The 11,116-nt window shown below is 34.4% G+C and carries 8 protein-coding genes; 1 reads left to right on the top strand and 7 read right to left on the bottom strand.

What is annotated here, in order from left to right; all coding sequences use genetic code 11:
• Positions 1-9: 9 nt before the first annotated feature.
• The 7 genes from B3P23_RS17020 to B3P23_RS17050 form a co-directional block, all read right to left on the bottom strand.
• Entirely contained in the window at positions 10-1,032 is a 1,023-nt protein-coding gene (locus tag B3P23_RS17020; protein WP_293928371.1) for a DUF5007 domain-containing protein, read from the bottom strand.
• Between the two features lie 9 nt (positions 1,033-1,041).
• Positions 1,042-1,719, bottom strand: coding sequence for a fasciclin domain-containing protein (locus B3P23_RS17025; protein ID WP_293928373.1), 678 nt, complete (start codon positions 1,717-1,719; stop codon positions 1,042-1,044).
• Positions 1,720-1,732: 13 nt separating this feature from the next.
• Complete coding sequence (locus tag B3P23_RS17030; protein WP_293928375.1) at positions 1,733-3,331, bottom strand: RagB/SusD family nutrient uptake outer membrane protein; 1,599 nt, start codon at positions 3,329-3,331, stop codon at positions 1,733-1,735.
• An 18-nt stretch (positions 3,332-3,349) separates the two neighbouring features.
• A complete protein-coding gene (locus tag B3P23_RS17035) occupies positions 3,350-6,148 on the bottom strand; it encodes a SusC/RagA family TonB-linked outer membrane protein (protein ID WP_293928377.1) in 2,799 nt (932 codons plus the stop codon).
• Between the two features lie 950 nt (positions 6,149-7,098).
• Positions 7,099-8,112: an N-acetyl-gamma-glutamyl-phosphate reductase gene (gene argC, locus B3P23_RS17040; RefSeq protein ID WP_293928379.1), complete on the bottom strand. Its 1,014-nt coding sequence runs from the start codon at positions 8,110-8,112 to the stop codon at positions 7,099-7,101.
• Positions 8,113-8,299: 187 nt separating this feature from the next.
• Positions 8,300-9,484, bottom strand: a complete 1,185-nt coding sequence (argG, locus tag B3P23_RS17045; protein ID WP_293928381.1) for an argininosuccinate synthase — start codon at positions 9,482-9,484, stop codon at positions 8,300-8,302.
• A 60-nt stretch (positions 9,485-9,544) separates the two neighbouring features.
• Positions 9,545-10,261 carry a GNAT family N-acetyltransferase gene (locus B3P23_RS17050; protein ID WP_045754610.1) on the bottom strand — a complete coding sequence of 239 codons (717 nt, stop codon included), beginning with the start codon at positions 10,259-10,261 and terminating at the stop codon, positions 9,545-9,547.
• Between the two features lie 665 nt (positions 10,262-10,926).
• Between B3P23_RS17050 and B3P23_RS17055 the strand changes: the two genes are divergently transcribed.
• On the top strand, positions 10,927-11,116 hold a 190-nt coding region (locus tag B3P23_RS17055), incomplete at its 3' end, for a hypothetical protein (RefSeq protein WP_248754904.1).

The raw sequence follows: 11,116 nt of genomic DNA on the forward strand, positions 1-11,116 counted from the left end.
ATTGATTTATTAATCGTTGGTGAATTTCGGTTGATCTCGTTTAAACCAAAAAGTCAACTCCCAATCACCTTTTTGGTAAATATTAAAATTAAAATTTAGGTAATTATTTTGAAGTATATTTCCAAAAGCCATACGATGAAATTTGAATGCAACTCGAGCTTGTCCTCCTGAGGAAGTTGTATATTTTGTAGGATATGCACTTAAAGGAATTGGATAAGCAACATCATATTTCACCTGAAAATTATCCTTAGTCATATTAAAACCGTGCACCAAATTATTCCAATCCGTATCTGCGAACTTATTGGGATCTATTGGGTTAGATAGTGAATCCACAAACTTAAAGGTCAAACTATTACCGTTACCTGTTTTTTTGAATAATACTTGTATATCAGAGCTCGTATTAAGGGGCTGTCCTCGTTCACCAATGATATTCGTACCTGAAGGATTGACAGATATGTTTGTTCCTTGTCCAGTAATCGGATCCAAATTAGAAGGCTCATAAGGTCTTTCTCTAAATGGAGTTAAGCGCATACCCTGAAAATACCGTCTGCCACCAGAATTGGACATTTCTACGTCAAAAACGTAACCCGAGTCCGGTTGAGCAACCACCATATTAGAGTTCGCTGCAGACCACATAATGAAATCACCTGAACGAGGTCGAATTTCAAATAAAGGATGATTCTCTATTTTACGTTTCGCTTCAATTTCCGCTAGCGATTTTTCAGTACCATCATAAATACCTTGCCATACAAGGACAGGATAAAGCTGTGTCAGTTCTGGTGCGGGATCCCCATTGAACCTCCTCATATTCAATATCTTAAAATCAAGAGGTAATGATGAATTTCCATATTGAAATATATTAGTAAATAAGGTATTTCGGCCTAATACAGGCTGGTAAAGCGTCTGTGTATATTTAGAATTATAAGCGATAGACAAGGTCTCTTCAGGTAGATTTTTTTTACAAGAAGAGAAGATAGCTATACCTAAAAATACAGGCAGACCTATTTTAACTATATTTTTTATTCTTTTCATAATTAAGTCTTAATTGTTTAGTCTTTCCGTAAACTCCTTAAAGCCGAAGTTATGAATGGATTCCAAAATATTAATTGTAGCATTGTTGGTTTTGATATTTACCGTAGTCGCTTTTGTTTTACCCCAATCTTGGGTAAAAACAGATCCAAAAGGATTACTAAAATTTAAGGTACTTGCTCCACCACCGATATAACCAGAAGAACTCTCTTTCGAATATTTAATATGCATGGGGTAATCAAATAAAATAGATTGTGCAATGATGCCATCCGAACTATTAATATACGCATCTGTCGTTCTATTACCACGAATGATGTATTTACATATAATCTCTTCTAATCCTTCAAGATCTAAATCTCTCAAGAATAAAGCATCATTTCCTTCCAACTCACGCTTAATATTCAAATACTTAATGGCTGTTTCAAAGTTTTTATTAACTGGTGCAAACAGTGTTATTTGTTGATTAGTCAATGAGTCTTTTAAATCTGGAAAACGGCCCAATACGACTAATAGGGAATCGAAGGTACCCTGCGGTTGTGCTTGGAGATATCCCAATGCAGACCCATTGAAGGATTGCACCTTGTTTTCATAATTGTAATAAGGTGACTCACTTTTAGTACATGCAAACATCCCTAGTGAGACAAGCATTAAGAAAAAGCGTATGCTATTATTTTTTTTTATACTTTTCATGTTGCTATATCTATTATTTCCAATACGGGTTCTGGGTAATACCTGGATTTGCGGTTATGACGTCTTGAGAGATTGGCCAATAAATACCTCCAGCCTCTTCAAACTCGCGAAAGGTCATTGATTTACCATCTTTATTGGCAAAAATTGTCTTTTGTTTTTTAATCCTATTGTAACGCACGAGATCATACCATTTCCAACCTTCCGCCATTAATTCACGTCTACGTTCTTGAAAAATAGCATCTATGATATCTGGGTTTTTAACGGATGAAAAAGTAATTCCTCTCAAATCAGCGGCTTTATTTAAAGATTCAAAAGCTCCATTTGTATCTCCTAGTACTGCCAAAGCTTCTGCATGCAATAAACTGATCTCCTCCAAACGACTAAATAAAAGTGTCGAACTAAATAAAGTAAGGTTACCTGAAGTACTTTCCGGCGAAATGACCTTAATCTTATTAAAAACAGGCATTTCTGATTCAAAATTATAGAAGTAATTGGTACGATATCGTTTGGTTTTTGGGTCAATTCCAAAACGAAGATCTTTAGGATCAGTAAAGATATTCATGATACTATCTTTATTGACAAACATCTCAGGTTTTGATTTCGGAATAAATGGTAACGCAAGAGTCAAACCCTCAATATGCCCATTATTGGTTGCTAATCCATTTCCTGATTCAAAAGGAAATCCAATTAATACTGTTGCGCGTTTAAAAGCGAATGGACTGTAACCATTATCGTTTTCTGTCAGATGAGCCATATTTAGATAAGTAGTACCAAAAGAACCATCGCCATTCAATTTCGTGTGGTTATCAAGTATAAACTTCGTATATGCTGCAACATCTACATAATTACCTTGCCATGCGGCAATATGCGCTAAAATACCATATACGGAAAGACGTGTAAATATGTTACCATTCCAAGAAGCCCATCCTTCGTTATAATAATCTCCAGGTAAGATCGGATCGGTACCACCATATCGAAATGGAACCACCTGAGCTGCGGTCAATAATTCTTTGGTTGCAAATTCAAGAACTTTATTTTGCGATGTTCTATTTTTAGCCTCAAAACTACCATCATGAGAAGAGGTCAGTAAAGGTACATCACCCCATATACGTGTCATATAGAAATAGGCAAAAGCGCGTAAAATTCTTGCTTGTGCGACATCCACATTATTATTGGTTTTAGTGTATCGTACATCCTCATTCATAATTTCTGAAGATCGCTCAATAAAAAGACTCGCGGCACTGATGACGGCATAAAATCTTCTCCAATTCGTTATTCTACTTATAATGGGATAAGATGCATTGAGCTGACCATTAACAATTGCTTTTAGATCACTACGATTGGTAATCGTAAAATCCCCCTGTCTAAGGTCGCCCATTAGCCAGTGGCCATTATCAGAAACAGTAGCAGAACGCATCAAACCGTATACAGACATTAAATTGGCTTTGGCATCCTCCAGCGATTTCCAATTTGTTTCTTCTGAAGCCAACCTATTCGAAGAAACATCATTTATTTTATTACAAGAATATGTGCTAGCAACTAATATTATAGTTAAAAGAGCTAGAGACAATTTACCTGTCCATAATTTTATTTTTATTATTACCTTATTCATGTCTAATAATCCTCTCGTTTATAAATCCAATTTAAATCCTACAACAACAGTTTTCGGAATACTTAAATTAGCGCCATCATAATAACCATTGAAATTAATTAACTCCGGGTCAGTTCCTGTAAATTTTGTTATAGTCAAAAGATTCATTGCTGTGACATAAAGATATAATCGTCTGATCGGTTGATCAGATTTTTTAAAAATTGTAGCCTTAGTCAAGTCATATCCTAGTGTTACAGATCGTAACTTCAAATAAGATGCATTCTCTAAAAAGAGATCTTGATCCACACGGTAAGGATCTACATCACTCCAAGGGTTATAGATCGGATAATTCTTTTCATTATTAAAACTTTGCCATGAAGACACTTCGCGTACCGAGTTGATGTCATTACCCGCTTCTCGGTTAATAAATCCATATCGTTTAGCCTCATATTGATTGATTGCTTTATGACCCGCTGCAAAAATGAAATTAAAATTCAAATCAAAATTTTTGTATGCTAAGTTATTATTCCAACCTCCGACAAAACTTGGGAGACGATCTTCCATTTGGACTTTATCATTGTTGTCAATACGATTATCCTTATTATGATCTTTCCAAATTGGATCACCTACTTTTATAGGAATACCATTAAATGTCAAGCCAACAGGGATCTCAGATTCAGAATTATAAATACCTTCATTATTATACAACCAGTAACTCCCAACGGACTTACCAACTTCCAATCTATTATCCCCGTTAATTAACTCCGTATAACCTTGAGGTAAAGACGTTACTTTATTTTTATTGTAACTCACATTAATTGCAGAATTCCAATTAAAACCGTCTTTATTTGCAATAATAGCTCCATTAAGAGTGAACTCTAGACCTTTGTTATTAATATTTAATCCTGATTTATAATTTAAACTATAGCCTGTTTCTGTCGGTACTGGTACTCCAACAACTTGATTTTTATTATTTCTGTTATAGGCAGAGATTGAAGCATTGATACGATTATTAAAAAAAGTTCCATCTAATGAAACGCTTGCGCGTTCTGCAATTGGCATCTTAATATTGTAACCAATAAAACCACTGTCATAAGGTCTATTGATACCTAACACCGGGCCATACCCTGGGATAGTAGGCTCTTCATACCAACCATTTTCCGACCGATATTGTGGTCCAGCTGCGTAACGGTCATCCAAAAATGGACTTACAGTCTTACCCCAACCTCCTACAATATTTAATTTATCGATGTAAGAATAATCCGCTAAAAACTGATTTTTCAAATTATAATTGATATTAAAGGCTGGTGTGGTTACCCATCTGCTATCTGGCTGACCATTTGATGATCCATCTCTTCTCACGATAGCACCAATATCAAGTATGTTTTTGTATTTATATTTCGCCGAACCATAGAAGGAGAGCATATTATGTACCTCTTTATCAATATATCTAAACACATAAAACTCAGTTGCATTCAGATCGGAAAGATTTACTTTATTCAATTTCACATAATCATTTGGTCCATTATAAGCACGAGCATAATTGTATTTATAGGTATCGCCTTGAAAGATCTGTCCAGCCTCTAGTGCTAACTGACTATCATCAGAAAAATCAAATTCATATGATGCTGAATTGTTAAGGATCAGTCGTTGATTATACCCAAAGTAACTAGATATATAACTTACACCATCCAATAACGTAGAGGGAGTAAAATAATCACGAGTGCCTTCATTGTAATCAAACATAAGAGAACTAGACAAAATCAATTTATTGATGTTTGCACTTAGTGTCAAGTTACCACCTAATGTTGTCACACGATTATTGTCAACATTTTTCTTGTTTTCATCTAAGAAACCATTGTAGATTTCTTTGTTGGGAGATAATGGCGTGGATAAATCTGGAATATAGCGTTGCTCCGCAAACCGATCTCTTAAGCTTTTGTTTCTTTTGCGGTCTAAGCGTGTTGCGTTTACGTTACTAGATACAGTCAGCCAGCTAAATGGTGCCATATTAATTCCAAAAAAAACATTATAACGGTTCAAATTTGTGTCATCTGCATTACCAGCATTTTTAGTTCCTGAACCAAAAAATCTAAAATTTGCACGATCATTTCCACCAGTTATACCCATATCAGCTGAATAAGTAGGTGTATTTTTGTAATATGAGTCACTCCAATTTGAAGGGCCAAAATAAGCCGTATTTGTAGAATCTCTTAAATAAGGCGCATAAGCATCAAATCTTTCTTGATTACCATACTTTTCATAAAAAGGTCTTCTGAAGATATTCTCATAAACACCATTTACTGTATTTACCTTAGGCGCTGGTGCAAAACCAAAGTAAGAATTGATACTAATATCTTTTTGGCCCGATTTTGCATTTTTTGTGATGATATAAATTGCACCATTTGCAGCATTTGGTCCCAACTTAGTTAATTCGTAAGGATCTTTAATAACAGAAATAGATTGAATATTACTTACATCAATTTGCGACAATAAATTTGTAGAAGGACCAATCCGGTTATAATCATACTTCTGAACATCGAATGCAAAAGGATTCTCAGCAACTATAGGAACACCATTTACATAAATAGCAGGCTGTAATGCGTAAACATCTCTTTTAGAAAATAAGATTCCAGAAGCACCTTGTACAATGATGCTTTGCTCCGTACCCGGTTCGCCATTTGGCTTTTGTACATAAACTCCTGCAAGATTTCCTTTGATTATCTGTTGAATAGATAAATTAGGTACGGGGGTTGCAGAGCGCATATTGATCGTATCTCTAACAGATTTAAATTTCTGCATGGCCTGCACCATTTGGCCAATTGTGTCAGTTTTCACATTATAATCGGAATCCTCATTTTTTATAGTATCCAGCAAAGTATATGAGCCAATTTGAACGGGGAGTTTAAATGGGCTTTTTTTTGCGTATAAAGATTGAGTCCCAACAATAGATAAAAACAAAGCACATGAAACGCTTGTGTAAATTTTAACCATTATTTTAATTTAATTTAAGTTTATTCATTAATACTGATGCGCATATTTCACCCTAAACTTGTAAAACTGACCTAAATTGAATTAACACAACAAGAATCACCGTAGTATTTGATATGAAATTAATTTTTTTGGCACAGCAAACTACATTTATTAAACTTCAAAAACTGTTCGAAAACGTTGTTAAATGAAATAGAGTTTTTGAAATTCTACCCGCGCTAAAAATTCTATAATATGTCAGTACTAGTAAAAGGCTAGGTTTAAAAAAAATTTAAGAAATAACACTATTGGTTAGGATAGCAGCTATTACTCTTTGATTATTAAAACATTAATAATTATTTGCTTTACAATAATAGGATAATAATTAACATAAGTTTATAGCACACAACAACGAAATCGTTTGCGCAATCTACACAATCGATTGCAGAAAAATTATGTATAACATAACTGATTTATGCTTAAAATTAGCACTTCATATTATCTGAATATGAATTAAAGGTCGATTTAATAGATTTTTGCAACTATCTTGATTCAAGACTTTTATAATCAAACGAATATAAAAATCAGTCGTTCGTGCAAATAGTATATGGACACTGATTAAATAACTTTGTAGAGAATAATGCATCAGCAAGATAATTACTACACAAGATCTAACTACTGCGGGAACAAAGTGAGGAAGTCTTGATTAATAATCGTAATTAAATGAATAAGATTATTATTTAATTGCTTATGCAACAAAAAAAAGCGAAGCCCATGATGGTCTTCGCTTTTCAATTATATAATATTTTGGAATAGATTTAAAACCCTACACTTTTTAAATTTAAGCCCATTCTTTCGTTTAAACCAAACATTAAGTTCATATTTTGTACCGCTTGGCCTGATGCTCCTTTTAACAAATTATCAGTTGCATTTAAGATTAATAATTTGTTGCCGTGTTTTTCTAAATGAATAATACTTTTATTTGTATTGACAACTTGTTTCAGATCGATATTTTCTCGGCTCACATGTGTGAATGAATGTTCTTCATAATAAGTCTCATACAACTCATAAGCTTGTTCTTCAGATAAGTCTGAATCGACATATATCACTGAAAATATTCCTCTTGTAAAATCACCTCGTTGTGGGACAAAGTTGATTTTCGCTGCCGCACGCTCTAATAATGTTTGATCGGACTGAGGAAGGAATCCATCTTGCAACTGTGCTAAAGATTCTGATATTTCCTGTAAATGTTGGTGTTCAAATGATTTATAGGCTGATAGATTATTATTTCTCCATGAGAAGTGTGTAGTTGGTCCAGGTTTCTGACCCGCTCCTGTCGATCCTGTTGTTGCATTGATATGGATCTGCTCTGGTAATAATCCTTTGTATGCCAATGGTAGAAGCGCTAATTGAATATTGGTGGCAAAGCAACCTGGATTGGCAACATATTGTGCCGATTTGATCACTTCTCTATTTAATTCTGGCAATCCATAAACAAATTGTTGACCTTGATAAGAAGTATTCGCTTTTAAGCGAAAATCCTGAGATAAATCAATAATTTTTACCGATGCATCTACTGGATTTGCGTCTAAAAATTTCTTTGCGTCGCCATGACCTACACACAAAAATAACACGTCAATATTGGAATGAAAATCTGAAGAAAAAGTTAATTCGGTATCGCCAAATAGGTCATTGTGCACTTCATAAATTTTATTTCCTGCATTGGAAGCGCTATTTGCAAATACAATTTCAACTTCTGGATGGTATATCAATATCCGTAATAACTCACCTCCTGTATACCCCGCTGATCCTACTATTCCTACTTTTATCATTTTTTAGTATTTAGATTATTAATTGGACTAGGCCATGCATGTACCTAATATCTGCTTTCATTCCATGATCTATCAGTGAAACCAATGGATGTTAAAAATGGATCCCTATCTCAAATGATGAGTTTGGGATCCATTACTTTTTTTAATAGAAAATTAATGACTTCGAATACATTGTATCTATATATCTTTATTTTCCGTTGACTTTATGCCAAATAATGGTTTGATTACCAAATATTTTAGAGAATCCTTTTACATCATCTCCAGTATACCCAGCATTCATCTCTCCATATGTTCCAAATTTATTAGACATCAAATCATGTTCCGATTCAATACCGATCATAATAAAACGATATGGATGCAACTCGACAATTACTTTTCCTGTAACTGCTTCTTGTGTTGATGTTAGGAATGCTTCGATATCACGCATAACGGGATCATGCATCTGTCCTTCGTGCATATAATTGCCATAGAATCCTGCAATCTGGTCTTTCCAAGATAGTTGCCATTTTGTCAAGGTATGCTTTTCTAAAGCATGATGTGCTTTGATCAATACTACTGAAGCAGCAGCCTCAAATCCTACACGACCTTTGATACCAATAATGGTATCTCCTACATGGATATCACGGCCGATACCATAAGGCTGAGCCAATGCTTGCAATTCTTGAATAACACTTACTGCATCTAATGTTTTGCCGTTCAAGGCTGTTGGTTCACCTTTTACAAAATCAATAGTGATCTGTTGAGGTTCTGTCGCGGTAACAGGTGTTGGCCAAGCAGACTCTGGTAAATATTGATTAGAAGTCAATGTTTCTGCCCCTCCTACTGAAGTTCCCCAAAGACCTTTGTTAATGGAATATTTGGCTTTTTCAGCAGAATATTCAACTCCATGTTTATTCAAATATTCGATTTCATCTTCACGTGATAATTGTAAGTCACGTATCGGTGTTATGATCTCGACTCCTGGAATTAATGTATGGAAGATCATATCAAAACGTACTTGATCGTTACCTGCTCCTGTAGAACCGTGTGCTACGCATTCGGCTCCAATTTTCTTTGCATAATTGGCAATAGCTGTGGCCTGACAAACACGTTCTGCTGAAACGGATAATGGATAAGTTGCGTTTTTCAATACATTACCAAAAATTAAATATTTAATAGTTTCGCGGTAATAGTCTTGCGTTTCATCAATAGCTGTGTGCGATTTTACACCTAAAGCATAAGCTCTCGCTTCAATTTGTTTTAATTCCTCCTCTGAGAAACCACCTGTGTTAACTACTACTGAGTGAACTTCTAAACCTAAATCTTGTGTCAAATAAATACAGCAAAATGATGTATCTAACCCGCCACTAAATGCTAAAACTACTTTTTTCATCTTTTTGGATTAATTCGTTGATCAACCTCACACAGAGGCTAAATCAAAAATATAAAAAACTTAAAACTCCTTAACTACTTTTTTACTCTTATGGAAATTGACCGCAACGAACTTTTTTGCTGATTTCCATAATTTTGCTTCTATCCGCTTCAATAGGGATTGTTTTTGCGTAATACGCTCTAATCTTTCTTTTGCTTCTGCCTTTCGCTGAATTTTTTCTTTCAACTCACGTTCTTTATCAACAGGATCCCAAAGCATCGCTGTACACATGCAGTTCTTACGGTCCTTACTCAATAAAATATCGTAATTTACGCAGCTTTGGCAGCCTTTCCAAAACTCCTCATCTTGTGTCAATTCGGAATAGGTCACCGGCTCGTAACCAAGTTCTGAATTGATTTTCATCACCGCCAGACCTGTTGTTAAACCGAATATCTTAGCATGTGGATATTTTTCTCTAGATAATTCGAAAACTCTTTTTTTAATCGCTTTTGCCAAACCTACTTTTCGAAATTCGGGATTGACAATTAATCCGGAATTGGCAACATAGTCGCCATGTCCCCAGGTCTCGATATAGACAAACCCCGCCCATCGACCATCTTTATGTAAAGCAATAACAGCTTTACCTTCAACCATTTTATTGGCAACATACTCTGGTTTGCGACGAGCAATACCAGTCCCCCGAGCTTTTGCAGACTCGAACATTTCATTGCAAATCTGCTCAGCATATGCAACATGCTCAGGCTTTGCTGGAATAATTAAAAATTCTGAAATAGTCATTGACTTACGACCCAAATAATAAAACGAACAATCGAAATTGCGTTTTGCTATGAAAAAACAATTAATAAAATCGTGGAGCGCCATCATCGGACCTGATGATATTACTAAAAAGAAAGATCACTACCTCATATCAAGCCCGAGGTAGTATGGGTCGTCGAAAGCGAAGAACCGGAATCTCCATAAAAATAAAAGAACAATATCCCCTTACGGCAAACTTTTCAAAAGCATGCAGCTGAGAGAACTTATATATATTGTTATTCTTCATTTTCTAGTTATTGTCTTCCTATGTGACGCTGCAAATGTATAAAATAATTTTTTTCTTTTCGGCAATAATACTGCTCATTTTTTATAAAATGACAAAAAACAATAAAAAGAAGAAAATATTGGACATAAAAGCTATAAATCAACTACTTAAATCAATTTACTACAATGAATATCGGATAAATAAAAAAACCATTATTCTAATAAAAATGAATATTCTTTAATAACTTACCATCAATGTTTTAAAAAAATAAAGAAATAGAAACTTTTAGTATTCTCATTAAAATTAGATAATTTTGTACTTCATCGGTGAATATATAAAGTTTACCATTAGTACACAACGTCATATGAGCACACCTAGTATCATTTTCTATTGCATTTTTGGTATACCGTACTTTATTTTTATGTATTGGTTAGTTAAACAAGATAAACAAAAGTATGCTTGGGGAATAGCACTTATTACTGTAATCGCTGTCCTTGCTATATATGTATCGCAAAAAGCGAGTAAAGTGGCGATCGATAATTATCAACAGCATCAAATTGATTCTAGACAAATAGAACATGATGAAAAAATGGATAGTTTAAACCATAAAT

This window comes from Sphingobacterium sp. UBA6320 (assembly GCF_002440335.1).
Taxonomy (GTDB): domain Bacteria; phylum Bacteroidota; class Bacteroidia; order Sphingobacteriales; family Sphingobacteriaceae; genus Sphingobacterium.

Excerpts from the sequence above, each read along its gene's own strand:
- argC (WP_293928379.1), bottom strand. The coding sequence starts at position 8,112 with ATGATAAAAGTAGGAATAGTAGGATCAGCGGGGTATACAGGAGGTGAG.
- B3P23_RS17030 (WP_293928375.1), bottom strand. The coding sequence starts at position 3,331 with ATGAATAAGGTAATAATAAAAATAAAATTATGGACAGGTAAATTGTCT.
- B3P23_RS17025 (WP_293928373.1), bottom strand. The coding sequence starts at position 1,719 with ATGAAAAGTATAAAAAAAAATAATAGCATACGCTTTTTCTTAATGCTT.
- argG (WP_293928381.1), bottom strand. The coding sequence starts at position 9,484 with ATGAAAAAAGTAGTTTTAGCATTTAGTGGCGGGTTAGATACATCATTT.
- B3P23_RS17020 (WP_293928371.1), bottom strand. The coding sequence starts at position 1,032 with ATGAAAAGAATAAAAAATATAGTTAAAATAGGTCTGCCTGTATTTTTA.
- B3P23_RS17050 (WP_045754610.1), bottom strand. The coding sequence starts at position 10,261 with ATGACTATTTCAGAATTTTTAATTATTCCAGCAAAGCCTGAGCATGTT.